Annotated in this window: 20 protein-coding genes and 3 tRNA genes; 3 read left to right on the forward strand and 20 right to left on the reverse strand. The window is 43.1% G+C overall.

Going from position 1 to position 26,563, the window contains the following annotated elements; translation table 11 throughout:
- Nucleotides 1–161: 161 nt before the first annotated feature.
- The 9 genes from CGSMWGV1500E_RS00365 to CGSMWGV1500E_RS00325 form a co-directional block, all read right to left on the reverse strand.
- Nucleotides 162–1,496 carry a C1 family peptidase gene (locus CGSMWGV1500E_RS00365; RefSeq protein WP_004129566.1) on the reverse strand — a complete coding sequence of 445 codons (1,335 nt, stop codon included), beginning with the start codon at nt 1,494–1,496 and terminating at the stop codon, nt 162–164.
- Between the two features lie 57 nt (nt 1,497–1,553).
- On the reverse strand, nt 1,554–2,978 hold the full coding sequence (locus tag CGSMWGV1500E_RS00360; RefSeq protein ID WP_004129568.1) for a hypothetical protein: 1,425 nt from the start codon (nt 2,976–2,978) through the stop codon (nt 1,554–1,556).
- 184 nt (nt 2,979–3,162) lie between these two features.
- A complete protein-coding gene (locus tag CGSMWGV1500E_RS00355) occupies nt 3,163–3,834 on the reverse strand; it encodes a pyroglutamyl-peptidase I (protein ID WP_004129572.1) in 672 nt (223 codons plus the stop codon).
- 29 nt (nt 3,835–3,863) lie between these two features.
- Nucleotides 3,864–4,829: a polyphenol oxidase family protein gene (locus tag CGSMWGV1500E_RS00350; protein ID WP_004129575.1), complete on the reverse strand. Its 966-nt coding sequence runs from the start codon at nt 4,827–4,829 to the stop codon at nt 3,864–3,866.
- A gap of 13 nt (nt 4,830–4,842) precedes the next feature.
- Entirely contained in the window at nt 4,843–5,706 is an 864-nt protein-coding gene (locus tag CGSMWGV1500E_RS00345) for an aldo/keto reductase (protein ID WP_004129578.1), read from the reverse strand.
- Between the two features lie 126 nt (nt 5,707–5,832).
- Nucleotides 5,833–8,625 (reverse strand): polyribonucleotide nucleotidyltransferase, encoded by a 2,793-nt coding sequence (locus CGSMWGV1500E_RS00340; protein ID WP_004129580.1) that lies wholly within the window; start codon nt 8,623–8,625, stop codon nt 5,833–5,835.
- Between the two features lie 288 nt (nt 8,626–8,913).
- Nucleotides 8,914–9,183 (reverse strand): 30S ribosomal protein S15, encoded by a 270-nt coding sequence (rpsO, locus tag CGSMWGV1500E_RS00335; protein WP_004129583.1) that lies wholly within the window; start codon nt 9,181–9,183, stop codon nt 8,914–8,916.
- Nucleotides 9,184–9,314: 131 nt separating this feature from the next.
- Nucleotides 9,315–9,755 carry a hypothetical protein gene (locus CGSMWGV1500E_RS00330; RefSeq protein WP_004129585.1) on the reverse strand — a complete coding sequence of 147 codons (441 nt, stop codon included), beginning with the start codon at nt 9,753–9,755 and terminating at the stop codon, nt 9,315–9,317.
- Nucleotides 9,756–10,015: 260 nt separating this feature from the next.
- Nucleotides 10,016–10,768 carry a hypothetical protein gene (locus CGSMWGV1500E_RS00325; RefSeq protein WP_032843737.1) on the reverse strand — a complete coding sequence of 251 codons (753 nt, stop codon included), beginning with the start codon at nt 10,766–10,768 and terminating at the stop codon, nt 10,016–10,018.
- Between the two features lie 240 nt (nt 10,769–11,008).
- Here CGSMWGV1500E_RS00325 and CGSMWGV1500E_RS00320 point away from each other — a divergent pair, with 240 nt between their 5' ends.
- Both CGSMWGV1500E_RS00320 and CGSMWGV1500E_RS00315 read left to right on the forward strand, forming a co-directional pair.
- Complete coding sequence (locus tag CGSMWGV1500E_RS00320; protein ID WP_004129588.1) at nt 11,009–11,677, forward strand: DedA family protein; 669 nt, start codon at nt 11,009–11,011, stop codon at nt 11,675–11,677.
- 106 nt (nt 11,678–11,783) lie between these two features.
- Nucleotides 11,784–11,856 (forward strand) — tRNA-Ala (locus CGSMWGV1500E_RS00315).
- A gap of 63 nt (nt 11,857–11,919) precedes the next feature.
- Here CGSMWGV1500E_RS00315 and CGSMWGV1500E_RS00310 read toward each other — a convergent pair.
- From CGSMWGV1500E_RS00310 to CGSMWGV1500E_RS00265, 10 genes are all read right to left on the reverse strand, one after another.
- The gene (locus CGSMWGV1500E_RS00310; RefSeq protein ID WP_004129590.1) at nt 11,920–14,340 is read right to left on the reverse strand and encodes a hypothetical protein; all 2,421 of its coding nucleotides are present in this window, start codon (nt 14,338–14,340) and stop codon (nt 11,920–11,922) included.
- Nucleotides 14,341–14,442: 102 nt separating this feature from the next.
- Nucleotides 14,443–16,356 carry a serine/threonine protein kinase gene (locus CGSMWGV1500E_RS00305; RefSeq protein ID WP_004129591.1) on the reverse strand — a complete coding sequence of 638 codons (1,914 nt, stop codon included), beginning with the start codon at nt 16,354–16,356 and terminating at the stop codon, nt 14,443–14,445.
- A 167-nt stretch (nt 16,357–16,523) separates the two neighbouring features.
- A complete protein-coding gene (murA, locus tag CGSMWGV1500E_RS00300) occupies nt 16,524–17,885 on the reverse strand; it encodes a UDP-N-acetylglucosamine 1-carboxyvinyltransferase (RefSeq protein ID WP_050543282.1) in 1,362 nt (453 codons plus the stop codon).
- A gap of 110 nt (nt 17,886–17,995) precedes the next feature.
- Nucleotides 17,996–19,288, reverse strand: coding sequence for a metallophosphoesterase (locus CGSMWGV1500E_RS00295; protein ID WP_004129597.1), 1,293 nt, complete (start codon nt 19,286–19,288; stop codon nt 17,996–17,998).
- Between the two features lie 433 nt (nt 19,289–19,721).
- Nucleotides 19,722–19,793, reverse strand: a tRNA-Gln gene (locus CGSMWGV1500E_RS00290).
- A gap of 40 nt (nt 19,794–19,833) precedes the next feature.
- Nucleotides 19,834–19,906 (reverse strand) — tRNA-Glu (locus CGSMWGV1500E_RS00285).
- A 185-nt stretch (nt 19,907–20,091) separates the two neighbouring features.
- Nucleotides 20,092–21,654, reverse strand: coding sequence for a glutamate--tRNA ligase (gene gltX / locus CGSMWGV1500E_RS00280; protein WP_080572241.1), 1,563 nt, complete (start codon nt 21,652–21,654; stop codon nt 20,092–20,094).
- Between the two features lie 27 nt (nt 21,655–21,681).
- Nucleotides 21,682–22,692 carry a hypothetical protein gene (locus tag CGSMWGV1500E_RS00275; protein WP_004129600.1) on the reverse strand — a complete coding sequence of 337 codons (1,011 nt, stop codon included), beginning with the start codon at nt 22,690–22,692 and terminating at the stop codon, nt 21,682–21,684.
- 44 nt (nt 22,693–22,736) lie between these two features.
- The gene (locus tag CGSMWGV1500E_RS00270) at nt 22,737–23,465 is read right to left on the reverse strand and encodes a histidine phosphatase family protein (protein ID WP_004129602.1); all 729 of its coding nucleotides are present in this window, start codon (nt 23,463–23,465) and stop codon (nt 22,737–22,739) included.
- A 15-nt stretch (nt 23,466–23,480) separates the two neighbouring features.
- Nucleotides 23,481–23,990 (reverse strand): GtrA family protein, encoded by a 510-nt coding sequence (locus CGSMWGV1500E_RS00265; protein ID WP_004129604.1) that lies wholly within the window; start codon nt 23,988–23,990, stop codon nt 23,481–23,483.
- A 110-nt stretch (nt 23,991–24,100) separates the two neighbouring features.
- Here CGSMWGV1500E_RS00265 and CGSMWGV1500E_RS00260 point away from each other — a divergent pair, with 110 nt between their 5' ends.
- Nucleotides 24,101–24,448, forward strand: a complete 348-nt coding sequence (locus CGSMWGV1500E_RS00260) for a phenylpyruvate tautomerase MIF-related protein (protein WP_004129605.1) — start codon at nt 24,101–24,103, stop codon at nt 24,446–24,448.
- A 127-nt stretch (nt 24,449–24,575) separates the two neighbouring features.
- Here the strand turns inward: CGSMWGV1500E_RS00260 and CGSMWGV1500E_RS06200 are convergent, their stop codons facing one another.
- Nucleotides 24,576–26,501: a bacterial Ig-like domain-containing protein gene (locus CGSMWGV1500E_RS06200; protein ID WP_230455201.1), complete on the reverse strand. Its 1,926-nt coding sequence runs from the start codon at nt 26,499–26,501 to the stop codon at nt 24,576–24,578.
- Nucleotides 26,502–26,563 lie beyond the last annotated feature (62 nt).

Below are 26,563 nucleotides of genomic sequence, written 5' to 3' on the forward strand. Positions count from 1 at the left end.
ACTCGCGCAGAGAGTCCAACCTAACTTGGTGTGGCCGGTGTTTGCATCTTGAATAAAGATGCAAACACCTCCGAGCTTGCTCAAAGTTGAAAGCACGGTGTGCTTTCAACTTTGAGCAAGCTCGGCACATTAGGTTAGCTTGAAATCCTAATGATTTCAAGCTATGCTAATGCGCCCATTGGGTCCCACGCCGGCAAAACGATTGCTGGTTCTTCTAGTGCTTTGCGATATTCTTCCGGAAGCAGATTCTTCGGCACTGCAACCTCATACACATACTCAGTAAACCAATCGTCGCTCATCGTAAAGTAACCCTTATCCGCAATGTCAGTGCCCCAAGAGTTCTCAACGCGCCAACGACGAGTAGTCGTGCCATCATCAGCAACATCCACGCCAGCAAAAGCCATAGCATGATTCATCGCAGAATCAGCAAAACGCACACGCGCTTCCTTATCCAAATCAAAATCAACGCCATAAACGCGGCCATACTCGAACAAATCCGTAGCCCAAGCGCCATTCTCGCGATCCATCATAGGATGGCAGTCAGCACCAAACCAAACCGGAATGCCCTTCTCAACCAAAATCTTACGCACGCAATCCTTCATAAACTGGTTTGGCACGTTCAAATACTCGGTTGCGTCTCCGCCGGCAACATTACCCAAATGCTCAATAGCAATCTTCTTGCCCTTAGGATGCTCAGCGCGAGGATCGTCAACCAAGCACACATAATCCTCAAGACCAGCGTTCACATACTTCTTCCAGAACTCAACTGGCGTAATCTCACCATCGCGATGGAACTTGCCGTCGCTATCAGTCCACTCCCAATCGAAGCTCTTAGGTGGCTCGCCCAAGTGAATTGTCAAAATCCTATGACCTGCAGCAGTAGCGTCTGCAATAATCTCATCAATTTCAGTAGCATTAGCATACATATGAGCCACAGCAGTATGCAAAAGCGCACGCAACTGTGTATTCATAGCGCCAGTATTCTTAGAAGAAGCGGTTTCTGGGAACAAATCTTTAGGAACAGCACCATACTTCTTGTAAACGTTCATAGCCATGGTCCACTGACCACCATCGCCCATAACGTCGTGCAACAAATGCTGAATCAAACGAGAATCTGAAGGCTCGCCCGCGCGAACCAAAGCCGCAACATCCTTCAAGAAGTAGTTAATTCGCTCAAGCTTGTCGTAATACATTGCGTAGTTCTGAGAAAACTCAAATTCCTTCAAACCAAGCGACTTTTTAGCAATAAAACGAGCCACGTTCAACGAGCTAAACAGCCAGCAGCGTCCAGAACGATCCTGATGCGTAGCATCACCGTTGTCAACAATCGTGGAAAAACGACGCTGCAACAAGCGAGCGCGGTCATAATTACGCGCAACCTTATCAATACCAGCAGCAGTCACACCATTCATAGCTAAACGGTTTAACGGATTTGCGTCAAAATCCTCACGCAAACCTTGCAATGCTTCATCAGTTAAAGCGGTGATCTCAGTCACTATTCTTACCTTTCCTATTAATTATTTAGTTAAAATTTGTTTAGAAAACTTATTTTACTAATTTTCTTGAGATTCGTCATATTCACTGTATTCGTCAGATTCGTTAGATTCCGCTAACGCAGCCTGAACATCTCGCTGAGCCTTCTTTGCTTCGGCAGAAGATTTCGCATCCGCAGAATCGTCAACATCGTCAGAAGCCTGCTGAACAGGCTGATCCTGCTGAGCATCTCCAAAATCAAAACCAGAGAACGCGTTTGCAAACAGCGAACGTAATTCTGTAACTCGCTGCGTAATAGTTGCCTCGCGATGCTGCAATTGGCTCAAGCGCGCAGTCATACCATCTAATTCCTGCTGTGCTGCAGCCCTACGCTCTTCAACCTGAGCAGTCGCTTCCTGCATAGCTTTGCGCACAATATCAGCAGCCTGATTATCTGCAGCCTGATGCGTTTGCGCCGCATATTCGTCAGCTTCTTGATGCACAGTTTTCGCGCGAGCCACCAAAGCATCGGCTTCTTCTTGAGCTGCACTCTCCTTTTCCTTCAAGCCAGAAAGCAAAGCGTCAACCTTCTTAGTTGCTTCTTCCTGCTGGGCAGCAATATCTGCACGAATCTGCTCAACTTCTGCACTAACTTGGCTTAACGTACGCGTGCGCTCAACTTGAGCATCATCCGCAATTTCCTGAGCTTTTGCCGCGGCAGCATCCGTAATTTCGCCAGCCTTACGCTGAGCATCCGCCATCATCTTAGAAGCATGTTCGCGCATATCTGCCAACTTTTTATTCGCCTCTGCCAACGCAGATTCGATTTGATCATTAGTTTCAGCCTTTGCGCGTGCAATTTCTTCGTTTGCAGCCGCACGCTGTTCTGCAATTTTTTGAGCAGCTTCCGACTTAAGCTGGGAAATATTGCTTTCTTGCTGAGCGCGCTCAGAAGCCATGCGCTTAGTGTGCTCCTCTTGAGCATTTTGCAAAGCTAATTCTGCAGCATCTTTTTGCGCTTGCACGTCTTTTGCTGTAGTATCTCGCAAACGTGCAGAATCTTCTTGAGCAGCTTGCATCATTTGAGTCGACTTTTGCGTAGCGTTTGAAAGCATTGTGTCGGCTTTAGTTTGTGCCTCCTGCATTAAGTGAGCTGCATCTAATTTAGCGTTATTAAGTAATGTTCCAGCCTGAGCTTGTGCATTCTTTTTGATTGACGCAGCATCCTGCTTTGCTCGCTCAAGTAATTGTGCACTTGTTTGTTCTGCAGATGCTAGTAATTGTTGCGCATTTGCACCCAAAGATGCGAAAGTATTTCCGCTTTTGGCGCGCTTTACATTATTTTTTTCTTCTTGCAATTGAGCTTGCAATTGCAAAATTGATTCGTCACTGGAACGCACTTGTTCACGCAAACGCGAAATTGTACGCTCATAGTTAGCAAAGGCCTCATTTACCTTGTCTTTATCGTAACCACGCAACGCGGTTGGGAATAAATCCGTTGCCATAATATTCCTTTCACAAGCCCCCAGTAAGCTGCACCGACTGTGTGCCTACGCCATCAGCATCAACGCTATCACTTAAGAGCGCAAAATACTCGTGTGTTGCGCACGTTTTTGCTAAGCTCACACAACTAATTTATCATCACCTATTTAGTAACAAATAATTTAGTAACAAATAATTTAGTAACAACTACTTTAATAACATTCCTTCTGCAGAAGGTTGCATATAATATCTGACTGCTTCACGCACAATATCTTGCCCTGCTTCAATCTGCTGTTTTAATGGCAAACCGTTTCTAGCATCGTGCAAACTTACGACCGGAGGAAAACTCACAAAACCGGCAAGAACACGCTTATTATCTTTAGCCGCCCAGTGCAAAAGCTGATAAAACAAAGAATTGCACACGTACGTTCCTGCGTCGGAGCTTAAATTAGATGCAATTGAGTCGTGAGCAAAACGCTGCAAAATCATTCGCAAAGGCAGCCTCGTCCAGTAAGCTGCAGGACCATCTTCAACAATCGGCATTTTTTGCGGGCGACTATTATCTACATCCGGCTTTTTAGCATCAATAACATTAGTTGCGCATCTTTCAAGCTGCACACCTCGCGCAGTGTGCTTTGCGCCGGTGGCGATTACAATATTTGCCTGCTCGCGCTCAATTGTTTCTAATAATTTAGGCCAAGCATTCGCAAAACTAATCGGAAGCATAACAGACGTTACTTTTACACAAATATCTTCAGAAGGTTGCAGTTTAGCAAGATTTTCCGCAGATTCTAGTGCAGATGGAACTTCGTAAGAAGGGTTGACTTCTAAATCTGCATATGGGCCAAATCCTGAAATTACAACGTTAATTTGATTCATAATATTAGCCTACTTTCTGAAGATTTTAGCTACTTGTCTAGTATTACAAGCGCAAGAAGTCTGCCTTCATGCGATTTTCCAGCAAGTTGAGCGCGCCTATGCGAATACCACAGAGGATTTTCCAAAGTGCACATTGGGTTTTGCAAATTTTGCAAACGTTCCGGCAAAGATTCTCCTTCACCGTCTACTTCGCAAATTGTGCGCAATTCCTCATCTTCACGCAAATATTGCGTTGCTGCATAAACTCGAGGCATTGCGTCAACAATATTTGCAACTCCTGCGAGAGCTAAGTCAATTCGAGCAGCCTCAGCAATATCAATGCCGATTCCGCCGAAACGAGTTTTTGTTACGGTTTGTGGGTAGCGTTTTTCAAAATCGAGCGCAATACTTTCGCCAACTTCGTAGCAGTTTCCGCAAATGCATGGGCCTAAAACAGCGTTTATTCGCGAGCGTTCAGCACCTTTTTTACACATTGCTTCAATAGCAGAATCAAGAACTCCAGCCATTAATCCTTTTCTTCCGCAATGCGCTGCTGCAATTACTCCAGCTTCGTCGTCCGCAAGTAGAACAGGCAAGCAGTCGGCTGCAAACATTCCCAAAGCAAGCGAGTAGGCTGTAGAAACTTGCGCATCTGATTCAATACGCAATTTGGAATCCGCAAAACCAGTTGCGTCGAATCCGTAAGGCGTATTCCATGAATCAACTACAGTATCCGCGTCAAAAACTTCATTTCCGTGCACTTGAGCAACTAAAGATAAGTCTGCTTGTAACGCACGCTGTAATGCTGCGCGATTGCTTGTAACAGCTTCCTCACTATCTCCTGCACGTCCGCCTAAATTAAGCGAAGCAAATGAACCTTCAGAGATGCCACCCAATCTAGTAGTAAAAACTGCATGAGCGCGAGCTCCTAATGCAACTGGAATAGTTACAGGAATTGGCTTGCCTTCGTTATCTTCATGCGGCAGCGGCATGCCAGTTACGCTTGTTTGTTGCATATGTTACTTTCTTTCACCCTAAATAAGCCAATTCTTCATCGCTTAAGTTCAAATCTGAAGCTTTTAAGCTGTCGAGAATAGTTGCAGGCCTGTGCGCTCCTGGAATCACAAATACGTGCTCACCTTTTGCAAGCTCCCAAGCCAAAACTACCTGCTGGTAGCTTACGCCATGATTCTCGGCAACTTTGCGGAATGGATCGAAAAGATGCTCGTCATACGGATGACGGAATCCACCAAGAGGACTCCAGCAAACGAAAGCAATTCCAAGCTTTTCGCAATATTGCAAAGTATCCTCATTCTCTAAATGAACTGGAGAATATTGATTTTGCACTGCTACTAGCTTTTCTCCTAAAATATTGCGCGCAATATCAATTTGTTCCACAGAAGCGTTAGAAATTCCGATTTCTCGAGCAACTCCTTCATCAAGCAGCTGCTGCATTGCTTCAATGGATTCGTTGTATGGAACTTCTGGATCTGGCCTGTGGAAGTAAAGCAAGTCAATAGTATCTACGCCAAGTGCCATAGCTGACTCTTTTGCGTGACGGATTAAATGCTCCGGCTTGCCATCCTTGCCCCACGTTGGGCGGCCATCCGTAAAGTTACGGAAATGACCTACTTTTGTTGCAACTAAAATAGAAGATTTATTGCCCTTCCAGCTTTCTAAAGCCTCACGAACAAGCTTTTCTCCAGTTTGCTCCTCACCACCAGAGCAGTAATACGCCCATGCGGTATCAATATGCGTACAGCCAGCATCAAGAGCTGCATGAACGGTTTCAATGCCCATGCTGTGTCCAAGATTGTTTTCGATTGTAAGCGGCATTTCGCCAAAGCCAATGGCTGTTGTGTCAAACGACCCCAGTGTACGATGCATAACCATATTTACCTCTTATCTAAACAGTTTTAAAATGCCTCCAAATGCAAGCGCAATTTGAAGGCATTTCGTAAGTTATTAATTTATTTATTTATTACCGATTAGCATTTACTTTTCGATAATTTTATGCGATTAATCTTCCTCAAATGGGTCAAAATCGCGGCGCACGCGACGACGAGGACGCTCGGTACGCTCTTCGCGAGCAGAACGATACTCATCATAGTGATCGTCATCTGCAGCGTAGCGAAGATTGCGATCGGAGCCACGGCGAGCTTCCGAATTGCGTCGGCTATTGCGCTCGTCGCGCTCTGCACGATCGTCACGATCTGCGCGATTGTCGCGATTGTCGCGCTCGTCACGCTCCTCGTAACGGTCATCGCGATGAGAAGACCTGCGCGGACGGTCATCAAAATCGCCGTCAGCGTAACGGTCGTCGCGCTCCGAACGATCTGCACGATCCGAACGACGATCATCTCGACGAGAATTGCGATCTTCGTAACGGTTGTCACGATCGGAATAGCGGCTGTCACGGCTGTCACGGTCGTCACGATCATCGCGATCATCACGCATGCGACGACGTGGACGATCATCTCTATCCGAACGATCACGGCTGTCGCGATCATCTCGACGGCCACGTCCACCGCGGTAATCATTACGAGAATCGCGATCGTCACGAGAACCGCGGCCACGATTTTCGCGAGGAGCTGGAGCAGAAGATTCTTGATCTTCAAAACCTGGGATTGCCAAGGAAATCTTGCCGCGCTCATCTACGCTTTGAACGATAACCTCAACATTATCGCCTTCCTTAAGCACATCTTCCACAGTGTCAATTCGCTCACCATTAGCCAAGTTGCGAATTTGCGAAATGTGAAGCAAACCGTCAGTTCCAGGAGTCAAATTAACGAAAGCACCAAAGCTCGTAGTCTTCACAACCTTACCTGTGAAAGTTTCACCAGCCTTTGGAACGCGAGGATTTGCAATAGAATCAATGATTTCCTTTGCCTTCTGAGCAGCTTCGCCGCCTTCGGAAGCAATATAAACGGTACCATCATCTTCAATAGCAATCTCAGCACCAGTTTCTTCCTGAATTTGGTTAATCATCTTGCCCTTAGGGCCAATGACTTCGCCAATCTTATCAACAGGAATTGTGGTTGTAATAATGCGTGGAGCGAATGGGCTCATTTCTGCTGGGCAATCGATGCACTCGTTAATAACTTCAAGAATAGTTGCACGAGCTTCGTGAGCCTGCTGCAAAGCGGCAGCCAAAATGTCTGCAGGAATACCATCGAGCTTAGTGTCGAGCTGCAAAGCAGTAATGAACTCGGAAGTACCAGCAACCTTAAAGTCCATATCACCAAATGCATCTTCAGCACCGAGAATATCAGTCAAAGTCTTGAAGATATGCTTTCCATCAACATCTCCAGAAACCAAGCCCATAGCAATGCCAGCAACTGGAGCCTTCAAAGGAACGCCAGCAGCAAGAAGTGAAAGCGTAGAAGCACAAACGGAACCCATAGAAGTGGAACCGTTAGAACCAATAGCTTCAGAAACCTGACGAATAGCATATGGGAACTCTTCGCGGCCTGGCAAAACTGGAACCAAAGCCTTCTCTGCCAAAGCACCGTGGCCAATTTCGCGACGCTTTGGAGAGCCAACGCGGCCAGTTTCACCAGTGGAGTATGGAGGCATTTCGTAGTTGTGCATGTAGCGCTTAGTCTGTGGGCCAGAAAGCGCATCCACCTGCTGCTCCATCTTAAGCATGTTCAAAGTTGTTACGCCCAAAATCTGGGTTTCACCGCGCTGGAAGAGTGCAGAACCGTGAACGCGAGGCACAACATCAACTTCTGCAGAAAGTGTACGAATATCGCGCAAACCACGTCCATCAATTCGGTAATCTTCCGTCAAAATACGACGACGAACAATTTGACGCTGCAATTCTTTAAACGCGTTGCCGAGTTCCTTTTCTTTCTCAGCTTCGTCCATATCAGTGAATTCTTCTGCGATTGCAGCACGCACGCCTTCCTTAATTTCAGCGATGCGATCTTGACGAGGAAGCTTTTCTGCAATAGAAAGAGCCTCATCCAAGTCTTTGTGTGCGATTTCGTCAATACGCGCGTAAAGTTCGTCCGTATATTCTGGGAAGAGCTGGAATTCCTTGGTTTCCTTAGCTGCAATGCGCTTCAACTCATTTTGAACGTCGCAAATAACCTTAATAAATGGCTTTGCAGCTTCCAAACCACCGGCTACAACTTCCTCATCCGGCTTAGTTTGGCCTTCATTATAAATCAAATTCCAAGCGTTCTTGCCGGCGCCAGCCTCAATCATTGCAATAGCAACATCGCCGTTTTCAATCACTCGGCCAGCCACAACAATTTCAAATACTGCACGCTCACGTTCGCTCCAACGTGGGAAAGCAACCCACTGGCCGTCAATCAAAGCTAAACGAACACCAGAAACTGGGCCTTCAAATGGCAAACCAGAAATCATAGTAGATGCAGAAGCCGCGTTCAAAGCGATTACATCGTAAGCATCGTCAGGATTAATAGACAAAATAGTTTCCACAACCTGCACTTCGTTACGAAGAGTGTGTGGGAACAGTGGGCGCAATGGGCGGTCGATAATTCGGCATGCCAATGTTGCTTCGTTAGAAGGACGTCCTTCACGGCGGAAGAACGAACCTGGAATCTTTCCAGCGGCATACATCTTCTCTTCCACATCAACAGTAAGTGGGAAGAAATCGTAATTTTCCTTCGGACTAGATCCTGCAGTCGTCGTCGACAAAATCATGGAATCGTCATCCAAGTAGGCAGCAACAGCACCGTCTGCCTGTTGTGCGAGTCGACCAGTTTCAAAGCGCAGCGTGCGCTTACCAAATGAACCATTATCAATAACGGCTTCTACAGCCTTAATTTCGGGACCCTCCACGGGTTCCTCCTTTTCTTAACTTACCTAATCAACCAACATGCGTAATAACATTGGCGACTTCGCGTTGTTATTATCCCTAACGATTTTTCGCAATCCTTCACGCCAATATTTCGTAGTGTTTTTTGTTTCGGTTACTTCAATCATCCGTATTTAGTTATGCTTCAATCTTAAATTATTTTAATATTAAATTATTCTTCAATCTTTAGTTATGATTCAATTTTAAATTATGCTTTCAATTATGTATATATAAATATATACAAAAGCCCGAGCTAAGCCCGGGCTAAAAGACTATCGGCGCAAGCCGAGTCGATCAATCAAAGAACGATAGCGATTGATGTCAACTCGCTTCAAGTAATCAAGAAGACGGCGACGGTCACCAACCATGAGCAACAAGCCGCGACGAGAATGATGATCGTGCTTGTGCTCCTTCAAGTGCTCAGTAAGGTCAGCAATGCGCTTGCTAAGCAAAGCGACCTGCACTTCTGGGGAACCCGTGTCACCCTCGTGCGTCGCGTATTCGTTGATAATGTTCTTCTTATCTTCAGCCGTTAATGCCACGGCGTCCTCCTTAATATCACTGCGCGGTGCCACAACCTTCTGTTGTAGCGCTCTCAATCCGCGGGCGTTACACGCCGAATCTCTATTATACAACCACTCGTCAACAAGTTGAAATACGCATATGACATCTTTTAATCATATTCATAATTATGCGTCACATACGTATCAGATATAGACAGTGAGTGATCAAACAATTCATATTTTGCTTTTGTAATGTTGCTCGTCGCGTTCTTAAATTTGAAATAATCAAAAAGCATTGTGGTTATCAGTGGTACACCTTCGTCCGACAGCTTATCTTGACAATCATTACATGAAAGTGGAGCAGATTCTTGTATATTAGGTTCATGGCCAGGAGATTTTTTATGAGCAATTTCCAACGATTCTGTAATTGACCCATCAATATCAAGAGCATAATCCAAATCGTAATATTGTTGATAGTACGATTCTTTTGCGCCATTTAACATATTAAAAACGCATAGCCATACAATGATGTACACTGCCACGCATCGCAATGCAATATACCAGCGCTTATTGTCTCGATTACTGTGAAATAAACCAATATGTAATTTCATATACACCTATATCTAAAAATCTTTTAGTAAAGACTCTGCAAACCAACCCAACGAGTCTTCCCACCGTAATGTTCATTAGACCTTAAATAAAAACAATGATAAACAAAGAGAAACTAAAGCCGTAAAAATGCTTTTGCTATATCGTTTCATAATAAAGCCACTTTCTTTTAAAGAAGAGCATATACATCACTCGGTATAGCACTAGATACAATTATCGTCAACAAGTTGTTATTGTTAATCAAAATTTGCCGTACAAAATATTACATTGCGGTCATAAAGCCACCAAATAGCACAACTAGAATTGCCAAAACTTCAACAGCGTAAAACATAATAAAAGATGCCCAGCTGCGAGTTAGTACATTTAAACGCGATTTTTTAGGAATAATAACAAGCAAGCCAACGAACAATACGGCAAAAACAGCCACAGCAAATCCTGCAGAAATAATGCCAAGATTAGCTGCGTTAGCAAGCCCGGAAGCATGACCATAAACTACGTAAGTTGAATACCAAAAACTCATACTTAACATACACAATCCCGCAATAAGCTGTTCAAAAGCTAGGAACACCACAAAAATAAATCTCCAAACCCAGCTACTTGATTCAATTAAAGCCATTGCAAGACTTGTAAAAGCAGCAACTGTAATAACCCAGGAAATAAAAACTACTCCTTGAGCAGACAGTCCTGCACAATGCGAAACAACCCACGACGTATATTGAACAGCAAGAGTGCGTCCAACCCAATACGGTAGAACAATTGCGAGCAATAATATTCCTAAATATATCCACCAACGCTTAGGATTCGCATGTTTACGCGAAAAATCGGCAATTGATAATTCTGTTTCAGGCAAATCTGAGCTTAAATACTCATCTGATATTTCTTTTACTGGCGCAGCACTTTTTACGGGCGCAGCACTTTTTACAGTTACAGCACTTTTAGAAGATGTTGGACGTCGTCTTACTTTTATTGGCGTAAAACTTTTAGGACTCTCACTATGTTCATCGTTCAATGTCATAAGATAATTCTCCTGCAAATCTTTAGCATTCGCCCAATCCTTCGCAAGTTTAAGCACACCTGCATAACAGTAATAATATTTTATCAATACTTTATTATTGTATTCAATAACTCGCGCAATAAGTAGTGCACTTAACATGTTTGCCGTTTATGCCGACTGCTAGTCTCATTGTAAAGGCATGTTTTGCATGCGTTTTGCTTAAAAAGCGGCGTTTAGTCGCAAAAAATACGACAGGATATCATGGGATTTATTCATTTTATTGTCAACTTACTTAAGGATCCACGCTCCGCTATTGCAAGTTGGATTGCGATGGGTACAGCTCCAGCATTAGGTCTTATTTTTCTAATTATTTTTATTGAAACAGGCGTAGTATTCTTCCCATTTTTGCCGGGAGATTCCTTGCTTTTTGCGGCTGGTTTCTTTGCAGCTCCCGATGCTCAAACTGGTCACAGCGCACTGCCTCTTCCACTGTTGCTTGCGGTTGTTTGGCTAGCGCCTATTATTGGCGATCAGTGCAACTACTTTATTGGCCATTTCTTCGGACGCAAGATTGTAGAATCTGGTAAAGTTAAGGCTCTTACTCCAGAGCGCGTTGCTAAAACCGAAGCAATGATTGAAAAATGGGGTCCTTTAGCTGTATTTTTGGGCAGATTCTTCCCATTTATTCGCACGTTCATGCCGTTTATTTCCGGCGTATCCGGAATGCGCTGGGTTCGTTTTACACCATTTTCTATTCTTGGCGGAATTATATGGTCCTCACTTTTCACGCTTCTTGGATACTTCTTTGGAAAGATTGATTTCGTACAGAAGAATTTTGAATTAGTGATTGTTGCCATTTTACTTATTTCACTTGTTCCAACTTTTATTGGCTTATACAAGGCACACAAAGCAAAAAAGGCATCTAAATAGACTGCGCTTACGACACTCATGCACACTGCACTATAAGAAATATTGTTTTTATACAAGATTTGTAGTACAGTGTGCAGAGTCGTAAGACAATATATTTTTTAATTTTGGGGCTATAGCTCAGTTGGTAGAGCGCTTCGTTCGCATCGAAGAGGTCGTGGTTTCGATTACCATTAGCTCCACGAAGCCCACTGCATTCATTCCACCGCAGTGGGCTTTTTTATTCGCTTAGCCCTATTGCGCACTTAATCATCTTCCTTACTACTTTTATGCTTTTTGTAGATTATTCCAGCTCCAAGAGCCACGCATAACAATGCCACAACGATTATTCCAACATATGCAAGCACTACTAGCAGATTTGACGAGCTTCTTCCACTTGTGTTTTTATCATTCAAATCGCTGCTCAAATCATCATTAGATACTACATTAGAATCCGCTTTATTTGCATTATTTGTATTATTCGAATCTTGCACTTGAGAGCTTGCTACATCATCATTTTTATCGTCTTTTTTACCACCATTTTTCTTCTTTTCTAATGCAGAAATCTTTTTTAGACTGTGCGAAATCTGCACAACTTTCACATTGTTGTATCTTAACTCTGTTATATTTCCTGCATAATCCACAGCTTTTACAAGAACATCGTGGGCCACACCATCAGGCTTCATTTTCAAAGACAGCACTGGCTTATTCGCCGACTTTCCTCGCCAAATATGCTTAGCTTTGCCGTCAACATTAAATGACACTAATTTCAAAGCCATATTATCTTTTGCACTAATTCTCACTAATTTTCCATCTTTTTCAGTTTTGTAAACTGAATTTTTACGAATATCAAATGCTGTTGCAAGAGGAGCAATATGATCTACAGTAAATCGCAAAGACGCAGAAGACGCACGTAGCACTCCGTTAGATTCACCTACTACTCGCTCGTTAGAGGAATGATTACCTGCTTTATCTACAGAATTAATTAACACTCTGTAATTCGCATTATCCGCAAAATTACGTTGGAAAATAGTGTATGTTAAACGAGGCCAACCGCGATCTGTACTTACGGCTACAGAAAAATCGTTTTTACTTAGGTTTCTTTCAACACCGTCTTGCACAACGCTGACTTTTGCAGGATGCGCCAAAGCACTGGCATTAACTTCTTCAATACGAACATCTTTCGCATGTTGCAACTGTTTGTTGTTCATTGCAGCAGTTGAACTATCTAAGCTAAACGTTGACCCGGAGCTGTTAATAGAAAATTGCATACTTCCGTGAATCTCATGATTTACCACATCTTTTGCGCTCCACTGCAACTGATAAATATCGTCATCGTTTGGACCACTATAAAAAGCTTCGTACTGGACTTTTGCACTGTTATTACTAAATTTTGCAGAAGCCGGATTTACGTTCTGACCACCACGAATGCGACGCAGCCAGCACTTTACACTTTTTGGATTCAAATAATTATCACTAATAACAACCGTTGGTTTTACTTCATGAGAATAAGCTCCACCATTACTAACACCGTTAATCGAAACAGTTGGAATGTGAGTATCAATAACAAAATTGTCACTACGCGAAGAACTGAAATTGCCAGACAAATCTTGAGCAGCATATTTAGCTTCCCAAGAAGCATCTTTATTAAACGAAATATCTGCATACCAAATGTTTGGGTGCAAACTGTCGTTTTTAAACTGTTGAGCAGTTAGATTAATAACTTGTTTTCCGTTTGCTTTAACAGTTGCTATTGGCGAAGAGTCTCTAAGAAGATAAGAAAAAGCAAAAGACTCATCGTCTACTATTACCCTAGCTGAACGATTCGCCTTAAAATATTTACCTCCGTAAACGGTATTGTTGTCGTAAATAACCTTTAACCGCGGCTCAGTATAATCAATAACCACAAAACGTACAGAATCTAGCATATTGCTACTTTGCGTTGAATCCGAAATATTTACAGCTAAAGCAGGAATATTTAGTATTGGCTCTTGAAAATTCATTTTACTTGTAGAAGATTTTGCTACACGAGTAATACTAGATGCCTTATTTTCGTTCTTTTTATTTGCATTACTACCACCCCATATGCGATGCGGCGCAATTGCCACGGACGCAATTCGCACTGAAACGTCGCGCAAATCGTAAATTCCGCGACTTTTCAACTCAACTTTTACTACTCCTACCGGGATAGGGCGTAGTTGGTAGCGGAAATTAACTAAAGACGACAACACTTCTGTTTTAGCCAACTCAGCTTTAGAATTAGCAACTTTGTACCGTCCAATATTTACATAAACTTTGTGAATACGCTTTATTGTTGACGCATCCATTCCGTCAACCGTAACAACTAGCAAAACTGGACGCTTAGTAAACATGTACTTAGCTTTAGAGCGAACTGTTCGCTGGTTTGGCATAACAGAAATATGTCGTATGTGCAAATTGCGATCAGTGTTGACATTCTGCGTTTTTACATGGTTTTCTGTTGTTACACTAATATTCTTTGTTTGAGCGTAGGAAGCATTAATCGGCAGCAATACTGCAACAATGCTCATAAAGAAAAATGCAGAGATGCAAACACCTGCAATAAATCTTGCTAAAGATCTTTTAATAAGTTTATTAAAAGACATCTCTGCCTTCCCCCACAAAGAATGTTTCACCTTAGCAAACCCTTCTCGATTTTGCTGTTTCATATATTCCCCCTTTTGTTAATCCCTTATTTGTTTTATTTTGTTATTACTTTGCTGTTACTTTGTTCTACTTTTATTAACTTTTATTACCTTTTATTGCTTAAATTATTTTTCTGAAAAAATTGAGTTTATTTCATCTTGAATTTTAAGCACGCTATCAAGCGCAGCTTTTTGCCTTTTTACAACATCATCATTCGAAGCATGTGACTGATTAAGAAGATTTTTCGCATCATCACATAACTGTTGAACTTCTTGCTTACTAAAACCGCTTACACGCAACATCCGCATCCAAGAGTGTAAGGATTGCAGCACCAATTCACCAGTGTCAATGCGAAGTATGTTCACATTATTCTGCTTCGATATTTTTATAAGATTCTGCAAATAGTTCACATACTGTTTATACGTTTCTTCATTGGGAGAATCTGTACTAACATCAACAAGACGAGCGTAGCAATCAGAAATAGAAACATAAGCCTTAAATATGCTTGCTTTATTGCTTAATTTGTGCACTTGATTTTTTACTAAAGATGATTTGAAAGTTGCCAATGCGTCAACAAACCAAGCCCTCGCCACTCGCATGCGCGAAAGCCTTTCCGCATTCACAACTTTTCCAGAAAATCCTGCAAAATAGTACCAATACGCTTTACCAATATCGCCAGAAATACTTGCCCAATCGTTGATATTTGAACGCAGCTGATAATCATACTTGCTTATTAAGCTCATAAAATCGCGCTCCTCCCCAACACTCCACTGCTGATCCGCAAGTTGCGAGCGTAGCAAAACGCGCAAAGGCCTAAAAGACATTTGCCGAACGTAATGCTTTTGCAACATGCTATTTTGTATTTGCATAGCGCGCGAAATATAGCGTTTAGCAAAACCGGAGCTGCTTTCACGTTCTGCCATGCGTATAAGAGAATCGTAATCTGCTTTATTTTTCTTTATTAATTTCAGGCGACTTATTTTCGCTTCTGCGCTTAAAGTTTTGTTCGTAGGCTTAACCGCTGCATTGCTGCTGAAAATAGGCAGGCAGTTGAATAATACAACCACAAAAAATAGCAGCAATGCAGATAAGCCTGCAGTTTTTACAGGAGAGCTAATATGCACGCTACGTTCGCGTCTCTTTATAGAAGATGCTCGACTTTTGCGCCTGCTAATAACAGAATTTTTATTATTTAATGAACTTCGACTGCTGCTTGATCCGCATGACTCTAGCGCAGAAAGCATCTCTTCGCAATCTTTATACCTGTTGGAAGGGTTAGAAGTAGTTGCCAGTGCAATAACAGATACTAGATTCTCAAACAATTCGCGATTTTCGTTACTTACAGCTACAGCTTGCAGACCTGCTTTAGAAGCATCGCTAGGAAATAACGCGTATCTCAATGTCATTCCAAGAGCATAAACGTCACTAGCAGGAGTTATTTCCTCACTACCATCTAAAACTTCAGGCGCTGAAAAACGTGGAGTTGCAAAACGCAAATCTGATTTCTCAAAACCTCTCATACTAGCAGATTGAAAATCAACAGATCCTTCGCGAGTATACAATTTGCTTGCGGCACCAAAGTCAATTAGACGAACTGTTCCGTCTTGCGAAATAATAACGTTTGAAGGTTTAAGATCACCATAAATAATTGGAGGATAATGCGAGTGCAAGTAAGCTAAAACCGAGCATAATTGCACTCCCCAGTTTTTAACCGTTGCAGGGTTTTGTAAACCTTCTTCGTCAACAATTGATTTAAGAGAACGTCCTTTTACATAATCTCGTACGGCATAAGCTCGACCATTTTCTTCAAAAAAATCGACGATTCTAGGTATTGCAGGGTGATCGCACTCTTTTAATACATCAACTTCAGCACGTAAAGATTGGACTATATTTTTGCGATACGATTCGTCACCTTGAAGCAAGGTTTCTTTTACAGCCCACTGTTTGTGCAGCACGGTATCAACCGCAAGAAATACGGTTGAAGTACCACCGCAACCCAGCTCTCCTAGTAACTGGTATCGCCCTCCTACACAAACCATCGTCAATCCTCGCAATCTAAATAATGTAAATTGCTCGGCAAAATTTGGTTAATTTACTGAGCAATTAAATTACAATTGCGACTACTGTATCGATAATTTCGTGCATAAAAAAGCTTTTTTACCTATTGTGGTTAAAAGCTTAGAATCCTACAAAATACTTGGATTAATTAGTCAATATCCGCGCCAAGTGCAAGAAGTTTTCCGCGAAAATCAGCGTAACCGCGATCAATTAGCGAAATACCGCGAACATTAGATGGACCTTTAGCAGTAAGAGCTGCAATCAAGTGACTAAAACCGCCTCGCAAATCCGGAACATCAATATCTTGACCGGTTAAAGGAGTAGGTCCAAAAATCACGGCAGAATGCTTGTAATTACGCTGCTGGAAGCGGCAAGGAAGAGAACCCAAGCACTCACGATACAGCTGAACCATAGCACCCATTTGGACAAGAGGCTTAGTGAAACCAAAACGATTCTCGTAAACCGTTTCATGCACAATACTCAAGCCCTTCGCCTGAGTAAGCGCAACAACAAGCGGCTGCTGCCAATCAGTCATAAAACCAGGATGCACGTCGGTTTCAATAGCAACAGGATGCAAATCTCCACCCGGATGCCAGAATCTAATACCTTTATCCGTAACGTCGAATTGTCCGCCAACTTTGCGGAACACGTTTAAGAAAGTCATCATTTCCGGCTGAGTTGCGCCCTTAATAAACACGTCTCCGTGAGTAGCAAGAGCCGCCGAAGCCCAAGAAGCAGCTTCAATTCGATCGGTTAGTGAAGTATGCGTATAGCCTTGTAATTCTTTTACGCCTTCAATTCGGAAAGTACGGTCAACGTCTACAGAAATAATCGCACCCATTTTTTGCAAAACAGCTACCAAATCCATAATTTCAGGCTCAATTGCAGCACCCGAAAGCTCAGTTCGACCTTCTGCAAGAACTGCTGCAAGTAAAGTCTGCTCCGTTGCTCCAACAGAAGGATACGGCAGATGAATTTTAGTACCGTGCAAACCGTTAGGTGCAGTAATATGAATGCCATCCTCGTGATCTTTATCTACATTTGCACCAAGCTTTCGCAAGGTTTCAAGATGGAAATCAATTGGGCGACCGCCAATATTACAGCCTCCAAGCGCTGGAATAAACGCTTCTCCAAGACGATGAAGAAGAGGGCCAGAGAAAAGAATAGGAATACGCGAAGAGCCGGAAAGAGTATCGACGTCTGCAACATCTGCGAGCTGCACTTTTGTTGCGTCGATTGTAACGATTCCTTCCGGACCATTTACGTCTACAGAAACACCATGCAAACGCAATAAATCTGAAACAACATGCACGTCACGAATTTCTGGAACATTTTTAAGCACAGACTTTCCAGGTGCTAAAAGAGCAGCAACCATTGCCTTGCTTACAAAATTCTTCGCACCACGCACTTTAATAGTGCCATTAAGCGGCTTACCACCTTCTACATGCAACACGTCTGCAGCATCAATGCCACTATTGTTGTTCTGTTCAGCCGTATTATGTGCGGACACGTTTACCTCTTTCGTTCGCGCTAAAAAACTATTAACTATCATACCGGCATACTTGCCAACGCGCTCAGATATATTGCTTAATAAAATACTAACTCCACTAAACTCGCATTTTAATGGGTTTGATGCTGACGCCATCTGCGAATTAACTTAGTTAACAATGATGGTTTTCGCAATAAATCAACCTCAGGTAAATCATGCTCAGATTCTGCGGTAAGACCATACGTATAAGCCTTTTTAGTTGATGGTTTGCCAACAAGATTGCCAAATTCCAGCATTTGCGTGCGCGGTTCAAATGGGTGACGAATATCAAATTCAAGCAAACGTACACCACGCTTTGCAGGCTCCGGGCCGTATGAACTAAATCCACAAGTAGGAGTTGCAATAAGAAGCATATTCTTTTCAGGCTCTTTACCAGCAAAAGCATTTAGATGATCGTGACCAGCAACAACAGCAAACGCGCCAACTTTAGCTAAAAGCGCAAACTCGCCGCTGTCAACATCTGGGCAACTAATGCCCTCGCCCAAATAGCCGTCCGGAAGAACACGATTCTCGTCAAGAGCGTAGTAACGTCCAGAAAAAGTACGATACCCTTCAATTGCGCTTTCTTGTGCAGCAGAATCTTTAGAAACCTCACGAAGAACACGATAATACTGTTGCAACGGAAAATGCTGAAACACGCAGAAACGAGGCGGCAAAGAATCCGGAAGCTTCTCTACAAAATTAAGAGCCTTTTTAGAAGGCTGGCCATAGCCGCCCGATTGAGAATAATCTCCTGAATCTATTAAAACAATTGAAAAAACAACGTTCTCTTGGCTTTCGTCCATAACAGGAAGAGCGAAAGTGCCTGGCTCACAAGGCAATATAATCTGCTTGTGTAAAATACAATTCGTTGACTGCATTGCGCTTGATGAAGACGTATAGTTAGAAACACGATTCATGCAGCAAGAAAATTCACGATACAGTGAGTCAAGCTCCTCGTTACTTAATCCACACTGAAAATCATGATTACCATATGTTACAACCCATGGAATTTTGCGCTTTTCTAATGGTTCAACTAAGCGAGATATTCCGTTTTTAACCTGCTGAAGTAGCTGTTTCCTATCACAGTCAGGCATATTTTCAGACTTCTGCCAACGTCTGCGCGTAAAAGTGCTTGAAAAAACTTTTTCGTAGCCAGCAATCTGATTACCTGTAAACACAACCAAATCAGGACGCACGGCGCTGCAAGCAGATTCAATTAGTCGAATAGTATCCGACGACACTTTAGGAACATCTTGAACATCTGCACATTGAAGTACGCGAAACTTACCAGAAAGATGGAACTGTAAGCGTCCCAATCGCGCTGAAATTGATAAAGGAAGCTCTGCGTTTGCAGTAACTTCAGATTGTGCAGAATCACTCATACTTTAAGCATACGGCAGATACGAAACGACTCACTAAATTTTTTGCAGCGTTTTCAAAAATTCGCTAATTCTTGTAAAAATCGGTTTGCTTGCAAAATGATTGAGATTCGCAAAACTCGTTGATCCAACGAAAAAACAGGTGCAAACTTGTGAAGAATGGGTGGAAATCAGCAAAAATCAGCAAAATAGTTACAAATTCACAGGAAACTTACAGGCAATCGCATTATTGCACTCAGCATAATGTGTTTATTATAGATACATCAAAAGGAAAACGAACTACAAACAAGTAGTTACGAAACCTTAAAGAACTTAACCTCTCTTCTTCTCTTTTCTCTAACCCCGGTCACGCGCCGGGGTTTTTGATTTTTAAACGTATGATTCTCAGAAATTTATATAGATAACAAAAAAGCCCTCGTTCTACGAGAGCTATTCGCTGGGGTACCTGGACTCGAACCAAGAATGGATGAACCAGAATCACCTGTGTTGCCAATTACACCATACCCCAATTGGCAGGCTTCGCGGCTCTTGGAACCGTTCCGTCTTCGTACCCCCGACCGGATTTGAACCGGTGTTGGCGCCGTGAGAGGGCGTAGTCCTAGGCCGCTAGACGACGGGGGCTTTCATTTATCGCTACGCCTCTTGACGCAACAAATAGCGACTTTACAACATAAAGCAAATACATGCAACCGCGGCGTGTCGAAAATATATTAAAACATAAAACAAATAATAAGGCGGGAATGCAGCAATAGTGCCACACTCCCGCCTTATTAAAATTTTATTTGCGATTATAAATTATTTGTGATTTACAAATGCTCACACAATCCAGCCAAACGCGCCAGAGTCACGTCCTTGCCCACAATTTCCATGGACTCAAACAGTGGAGGCGAAACGCGACGGCCAGAAAGAGCAACTCGCACAGGGCCAAACGCCAAGCGCGGCTTGTAACCAGCTTCCTCAACAAGCTTCTTGTTCAAAAGCTCATGCAAGGAATCAGTATGCCAATCAGAAGTATCAACGTCCTTCAAGGCAGCGAGCGCAGCGTCAAGAACCTCGCCTGCAGATTCCTTCAACTGCTTACGAGCGTCGTCATCTGGAGCAATGTAGCCATCTTCACTAAGAAGGCTTCCAACCATTCCAGCAACCTCACCAAGCAAACGCACGCGAGGCTGCACGAGTGGAGCTGCAGCAGTTAGCACTTCACGTTCGCGGTCAGTTAAGGCATCCCAATTATCCGCGCTAACTACGCCATCCTTATGCAAGTATGGCACGGAACGGTTCAAGAAATCTTGCGGATCGAGCATACGAATATGCTCAGCGTTAATCGAAATTGCTTTATCCAAGTCAAAGTGTGCAGGATTTGCTTTAACGTCTCGCACATCAAACTTTTCAATCATTTCGTCCATAGTGAACACGTCACGATCAGGCGCAATCGACCAGCCAAGCAAAGCCAAGTAGTTCAGCAAGCCTTCTGGAATAAAGCCGTTATCTCTATGCAAGAACAAGTTGGACTCTGGATCTCGCTTAGAAAGCTTCTTCTTACCTTCGCCCATAACGTAAGGCATATGGCCGTAAAGTGGAGTTTCCTTAGCAATGCCCATTTCCATAAGGTAACGGTAAAGCACAATCTGGCGAGGCGTTGAGCTAAGAATATCTTCACCGCGCAAAACCACGTTCACGTCCATTAACGCGTCGTCAACAGGGTTCGTAAGCGTGTAAAGCGGATCACCATTCGGGCGAACAATCACATAATCTGGAACAGATCCAGCTTTAAAGGTGATTTCGCCACGAATCAAATCGTTAAAAGTAATGTCTTCATTTGGCATCTTCAAGCGAAGCGCAGGCTTGCGGCCTTCCGCACGGAAAGCTTGCTTCTGCTCTTCTGTAAGATTGCGATCGTAGCCATCGTAGCCAAACTCAGCTGGACGACCAGCAGCAATATTACGCTCCTTAATTTCTTCAGGAGTAGAGAAGGATTCGTAAGCGTATCCTGCTTCAAAAAGCTTTTGTGCTACGTCTTTATAAATTTCCATGCGCTGGGACTGGCGGTATGGACCATTATCTCCACCAACATCAATACCCTCGTCCCAATCAATATTTAGCCAACGAAGAGCCTCAATAATCTGCTGGTAGCTTTCCTCACTATCGCGCTCATTATCTGTATCTTCAATGCGGAACAGCAACTTGCCGTGAGTATGGCGAGCCTCTGCCCAATTAAACAGCGCGGTACGAACCATACCAACGTGAGGTGTGCCGGTTGGCGAAGGGCAAAAACGCACACGAACATTCTTTGGAAGTTCAGGCTTTTCGGATTTTGCTGCAACTTGCGCAGCGTTTTGAGTTTCCTCTGTATCAGTCATAAGTTCCATTGTGCCGCGCGTTACGGACGGATTACATCAGTCCAAAGCTTGCGTAGATTCCTTATTTCCTTCTACATGCGCAAATTTTGCTGCTAACGCTTCGCGAGACTTTCTATCATCCTCTTCTTTTGCGAGCTTCTTTGCAACTTCAGGATCCCACAACACATCTTCACGATGCTTTTGCCATTCCGCAGCTAACAAAGGCGACGCAAAATTAATTAAAGCGCTAATACTATTTTCGTTACTTTCGTTACTTTCGTTACTTTCGTTACTTTCGTTGCAGTCTACTTGCGAATTGCGCACGTAATCAACAAGCTCGCACCACTGAGTATCTTTAAACATCATGCGAGGCACTCCAGCACACTCGCATACTTCGTTAATATAAAGGAAAACCGGTAAAGTTTCTTTAATATCGCTAGTTTTTGCAACTAGCTTGATAAGAATACACAAAACCAGAATAATTTTTTGCGACTCTACAGATTCCCTATATTCAAAAGATTGCTTTTTTGCGTATCCGATAGCGTTTTGCAAATCTTCAGCAACCCAATTTCCTTGCACTCCCAGCGTATCTGCAGCGCTATTAATTGCATCAGCATCCGCAGAAGAGTGATAGGCAAGTTTATTAAAAATAGTTTCTATATTATTGATGTCATTATTTGCGTCATTATTGACGTCGTTTTCTAAAATTTCCGCTTCCGCTTCATCGTAATTAGGCTCATAGCACGAATCCATTGCGTCGTATGCGTCTGCAGCCGCGAGCAAAGCATCGACTATTTCTTGCGGACGTCCAGGAATTTCATCCGCACCTTCGTACACAAATTCAGCATCCGGCACAGTAACGTCAAGATTCGTAAGTATTCGCGCTATTGCTCGCATTGAGCGCACTTCCAGATTTTCAGCATATTTTGCGTCATTATCAAGGTGACGCGCTTCTGTTAATGGCCACAGCGCGGTCAAATTTGCAGCAGATTGCGATGCATTCTTTAGATTTTCCGCGCTTTCATTTTTTGCGCTTTCAACTTCCGCGCTTTCAAAAGAAGCTACCATCGAACGTCCCTTTACCTTAATCGCTTACTTACAATTCCTTTATACTACTTAACGTTTGCTGCAGGATCTACATACGTAATAGAAAGTACGCGCAAAGTTTTGCAATCGTAAGTAATAGAAGTAATTGACGCCAATGCTGTGTGGCGAAGAAGCATATTGTGCTCAGCATGGCCAGTTTCCAGCAGATGGCGGTAAGACCAAATTGGCGACTCATGCGTTACAGCCACAATTTGCTCACCAGGATGTTTACGAACCTGCTCGCGCGCAAAATCACCAACGCGAGTAGCAATGCTGCGGTAGCTTTCTCCCCAACTTGGCTTCCACAAATTGACCACAAGCTTCCAATTATTGTTTTTCCACAACGCACCTTCACCATAGCAGATGCGTTTTCCGCGGAAATTATTTCCAGCTTCAATCAAGCGCTTATCTAAAATAATGTCGCTTTCATGAGATTGAACCGGAAATTGCGCAGAAGATTGCGCAGAAGATTGCGCAGAATCCTCATCGCAGTGCGCTTTTACATAGCAAGAATCAGGAACACCACGCAAAGCATCCTCGATTTCGCGCGCTGTTTCGCGAGTGCGATCAAGCGGAGACGAGTAGATTGCAGTAATTCCGCGCATTTGCGGCACTGTTGCAATATATTGCGCAGTAGCTCTTGCCATTCGCACACCTCGCGAAGAAAGATGAAATCCTGGCAATCTCTCGTACAGCACATGATTTGGATTATCAACTTCTCCGTGACGCACAAAATGAATTGTTGTAGCCGGCATTACTAACTCCTACTTTTACTTCCAACCTTTTGGCGTATGATTCAGCGACCACTCACCCAATTTGTGAGCAAAAGTATTGTCTTTAGCGGCATCATAATCAGGTTTTTGTGATTTTGTGTCGTCTAAAAGCCACTTTCTAATAACAAAATTCCATATAGCCACAACAACTGTTGCAATAAGCTTGCCAATGTTTGTGCGAAGCATGTAAATTGCAGTACCGCGCAAAGTTTGTGCCATTCCAAGCGTGCTAAGCCAAATAATCGCATCGTTAATAAGCAAACCAATAACAGCAGAAATAACGAAAATCAGCAATTCCATCCAACGGGCCATGTCTTCGCGGTGCTTAAACACGTACTTCATGCTGGCAATATAGTTAAAAATAAGCGAAATAATAAACGAAATAGTGCCTGCAACAACGTTATTTAAGTGCACAAGCAGCAACAAATTCAGAAGCGCAACATCAATAATAAGCGCAATAATTCCTACAATTCCGAATTTAACAACCTGTTCAATAAGCTTTTTCATACATTCCATTAAACACGCGACGGCTAACAATTAACATATAACCGTGAAGTAATATTGTGAAGTAATATTGTGTAGTAATAAAACTTACTAAATTTGGCAAAGGAGCGATTATGCCAGTTATTCACACTCATGTTTCTGTAAGCACAACACCTGCCCAGCGCGACGCATTAAAAGCTGCTTACGGCAAGGCGATTAACGCAGTTCCAGGCAAAAGTGAGCATTGGCTTATGTGCCCATTCGAGGATAATATGCCGATTTATTTTGCAGGAGACGATTCCAAGCCTGCAGCTTACGTTGAGGTGAATGTGTTTGGTTCCAGCGTGCCTGGGTCTGCTTGGGAAAAGTTGACTGAGCAGATTATGGCAGCTTTGGAGCGCGAGCTTGGAGTTCCACAGGACCGCACTTACATTCGTTACACTGCAACCACTGACTGGGGTTGGAACGGCGGCAACTTCTAATCACAAGTAGCAAGTCGCACGTAGCAAGCCGCAAATAATCACATCAAGAACCTAAACAAAAAGCCTACCGCAAACAAGCGCGGTAGGCTTTTTTATACCCAATAGATGTTAGTGTAATCGGCAAAAATTACTTGATGTTTTCTTCCATCATTTTCTTCTTACGAAAAATTGCAAGTCCCGCAATCGAGAAGCCAAGCACTGCAATCAAGCCTGCATACAATGCGATCAACCCTGCAAACGATGCTGATTTGTCTGTCTTAGGAATCATACCAATACGCTTTTCAGACTGCGGCTTAGGAGCTGGTTTCTCAGACTGCGACTTAGGAGCCGGTGTCACAGTCTGCAACTTAGGAGCCGGTGCCTCAGACTGCGACTTACGAGCATCTGCAAGCTTGCGTGCAGCAGCATCCACCTGAGCCTGCGCCAAAGCTAACGTATCCGCCGACTGCTTAACGTCCGCATCTGGCTGCTTAACTTCTGGAGCTGAGCCGGCGTTTGCGTTACCAGCGTTACCAGCGTTTGCGTTACTAAATCCATCTCCAGCATAGCCAGGCTTATAATCACTTTCAGCACCATCAATCTGAATATTCAACTCGCCATTATCCAAAGTAGCAGGCGCATCATCATTCACACCAGCACTAGAACCATGACCAGTACTAGAACCTGCGCCTACGCCAGCACCACCAGCAGAACCAGAACCAGAACTTTGCTGCTTCACCTGTAATGCACCTGTTTCTGCAGTCAAGTTTCCTCTCGTTAACTTAACAGGCTTTCCACCATCAGTTAACTCTAGTTTCTTACCATTCTCAGGAGTTGCCATGATGTTATTAGCCGTAAAGTCTGCAGAAGTCACGACTTTTTTCACATGATTATTATCCTCTAACGTGACTTCAAGCCCAGTTAAATCTAGGTTTTCACCCTCCGTATAACTCAACTTATTAGGCTGGCTCGTCACACTCATAGACGTTGGATGCAACTCCTCTACCGTCAGCTTTCCAGTCTCAACAGATGGCACACCATCTTTAGTTAATTTAACCTTTGCCTCATTGTCTGTTAATGCTAGTTTCTTACCATTCTCAGGAGTTGCCTTGATCCCATTCGCTTCAAAGTCTTTAGGCTCCACGGTCTTCGTCACGCCCTTATCATCCCTTAACGTTACAACAAGACCATCTAAAGCCAAGTTTTCACCCTCAGTGTAACTCAACTTATTAGGCTGGCTCGTCACACTCATAGACGTTGGGTTAATCTTATTCACCGTTAGCTTTTCAGTCTCAACAGCTTGCAAATCATCTTTAGTTAATTTAACCTTTGCCTCATTGTCTGTTAACGCTAGTTTCTTACCATTCTTAGGAGTTGCCTTGATGCCATTCGCTTCAAATTCTGCAGGAGTCACGACTTTTTTCACATGATTAGCATCCTCTAACGTGACTTCAAGCCCAGTTAAATCTAGGTTCTCTCCCTCCGTGTAAGTCAATCTTGTAGGCTGGTGTGTTACACTCATAGACTTTACATTAGTCGGGTCAAACTTCTTTACCGTTAATATGCCTGTTTGTCCTAAATAGAATTTCATTGGCACTCCAGGAATAGAAAATGTTAATTTAACAGGCTTACAATTGTGGTCTACTACTGTTAAAAATGTTCCATTTTCAGGAGTTGCCGTGATGTTATATCTTCCAAGCTCTGCAAATGGTACATTTTTTTTCAAGCCTTGATCATCTGCGAGCGTTACTTCAAGCCCCGTTAAATCTAGACGGTCTCCCTCCGCGTAGCTTAATGTAGGCTGTGTTATTACTTTCGCACTTGCTATACGTTCTGGATCAAATTCAATATAGCCAACAGTTAATTTGACATTCATCTCTACACTGTTGCTAAATTTATATTTGTAAGTTACTTCACGTGGATTATCATCATTAACTATAAGAGCATCATCGCCAAGACTTGCTCCAACTAGTGATTTAACTTTTTCTTTGTCAAATTTTCCTGGGAAGTTACTATATTTAAATTCTTTTGTGCCCTTAAGTACTATATTGTATTGTTGATTACCACAATTCAAGTTAGAAAGTTTTGTGTTGTTACTTAAATCTAAACTTGGTAGATCGTTGTTAGAGCAATTCA

Origin of the sequence: Gardnerella vaginalis 1500E, assembly GCF_000263595.1 — a bacterium.
Classification (GTDB): Bacteria; Actinomycetota; Actinomycetes; order Actinomycetales; family Bifidobacteriaceae; genus Bifidobacterium; species Bifidobacterium vaginale_E.

Bases quoted from the DNA above. Each gene is read 5' to 3' on its own strand.
- CGSMWGV1500E_RS00355 (WP_004129572.1), bottom strand. From the start codon at position 3,834: ATGAATCAAATTAACGTTGTAATTTCAGGATTTGGCCCATATGCAGAT.
- CGSMWGV1500E_RS00310 (WP_004129590.1), bottom strand. From the start codon at position 14,340: ATGAAACAGCAAAATCGAGAAGGGTTTGCTAAGGTGAAACATTCTTTG.
- CGSMWGV1500E_RS00265 (WP_004129604.1), bottom strand. From the start codon at position 23,990: ATGAAAAAGCTTATTGAACAGGTTGTTAAATTCGGAATTGTAGGAATT.
- CGSMWGV1500E_RS00270 (WP_004129602.1), bottom strand. From the start codon at position 23,465: ATGCCGGCTACAACAATTCATTTTGTGCGTCACGGAGAAGTTGATAAT.
- gltX (WP_080572241.1), bottom strand. From the start codon at position 21,654: ATGGAACTTATGACTGATACAGAGGAAACTCAAAACGCTGCGCAAGTT.
- CGSMWGV1500E_RS00275 (WP_004129600.1), bottom strand. From the start codon at position 22,692: ATGGTAGCTTCTTTTGAAAGCGCGGAAGTTGAAAGCGCAAAAAATGAA.
- CGSMWGV1500E_RS00260 (WP_004129605.1), top strand. From the start codon at position 24,101: ATGCCAGTTATTCACACTCATGTTTCTGTAAGCACAACACCTGCCCAG.
- CGSMWGV1500E_RS00305 (WP_004129591.1), bottom strand. From the start codon at position 16,356: ATGGTTTGTGTAGGAGGGCGATACCAGTTACTAGGAGAGCTGGGTTGC.
- CGSMWGV1500E_RS00330 (WP_004129585.1), bottom strand. From the start codon at position 9,755: ATGAAATTACATATTGGTTTATTTCACAGTAATCGAGACAATAAGCGC.
- CGSMWGV1500E_RS00295 (WP_004129597.1), bottom strand. From the start codon at position 19,288: ATGAGTGATTCTGCACAATCTGAAGTTACTGCAAACGCAGAGCTTCCT.
- CGSMWGV1500E_RS00350 (WP_004129575.1), bottom strand. From the start codon at position 4,829: ATGCAACAAACAAGCGTAACTGGCATGCCGCTGCCGCATGAAGATAAC.
- CGSMWGV1500E_RS00325 (WP_032843737.1), bottom strand. From the start codon at position 10,768: ATGACATTGAACGATGAACATAGTGAGAGTCCTAAAAGTTTTACGCCA.
- CGSMWGV1500E_RS00345 (WP_004129578.1), bottom strand. From the start codon at position 5,706: ATGGTTATGCATCGTACACTGGGGTCGTTTGACACAACAGCCATTGGC.
- CGSMWGV1500E_RS00360 (WP_004129568.1), bottom strand. From the start codon at position 2,978: ATGGCAACGGATTTATTCCCAACCGCGTTGCGTGGTTACGATAAAGAC.
- CGSMWGV1500E_RS00320 (WP_004129588.1), top strand. From the start codon at position 11,009: ATGGGATTTATTCATTTTATTGTCAACTTACTTAAGGATCCACGCTCC.